Raw genomic sequence first — 781 nt, 5'->3', positions numbered from 1 at the left:
GCTATGCGCTCGACAGGCAAGACGTCGATATCAGCCTGATCGGGACACCGAATTATCCAGGGCCGGCAGCGCTGCTTGCCAACGCTTCGGTTCCGCGCGACGTGGAACTGCTGCCATCCCTCGGCAAACTCAGGCGTGACGTACCGATCGTCTATCGACTGAAATGCCATCAGGAGCAGGACAGCACGCAAGCTGTGGGCTGCCAGCTCGGCGATCCCCAGGGAACCAGAACCATTGTCGTCGCAGGCGATTCACACGCAGCACAATGGATCCCGGCCATCGACAAGATTGCCAGGGACCGCAAGTGGAAATTGGTCACCTTCACCAAGGCTGCATGCCCTTTCACCCTTGCCGCTGTGACGGATGACGGTAAGCCGTATGAGGCCTGCGCAACATGGCGCGACAACGTTCTCGCCGAGATCAGGAAATTGCGGCCAGACCTGATGTTCACCAGCCAGTCTCGCTATTCCGACACACCGGAGCCGGCAATGATCGACGGTTTGCGCAGCATCTGGAGCGACTTGAACAGTGCCGGCCTGCGCATTATCGCCATTCGTAACACGCCTTTCGTCAAGTTCGATCCCGGTGATTGCCTGGCCGCCAATCCCGACAAATGCGTCAACGCGCGACAGGAGGTGGAGACGAGTGATGTCTTCGCCCTCGCCGCGGGGACATTGCCGGGGGTCCGTGTCGTTGACATGAACGATGCCTTATGTGGCAAGGACAGCTGTTCGGCCGTGGTCGGCAACATCATCGTCTGGCGCGACCATCACCATATGAC

1 protein-coding gene is annotated in these 781 nt (G+C 59.5%); it reads left to right on the top strand.

The window, feature by feature from the left end; all coding sequences use genetic code 11:
* The coding region (locus EOA22_RS37920; protein ID WP_206521537.1) for an SGNH hydrolase domain-containing protein at positions 1-781 on the top strand (781 nt) is incomplete at both ends.

This window comes from Mesorhizobium sp. M7A.F.Ca.US.014.04.1.1 (assembly GCF_003998745.1).
In the GTDB taxonomy this organism is placed as follows: Bacteria; Pseudomonadota; Alphaproteobacteria; order Rhizobiales; family Rhizobiaceae; genus Mesorhizobium; species Mesorhizobium ciceri.
This window is presented reverse-complemented; position numbering and strand designations above follow the sequence as displayed.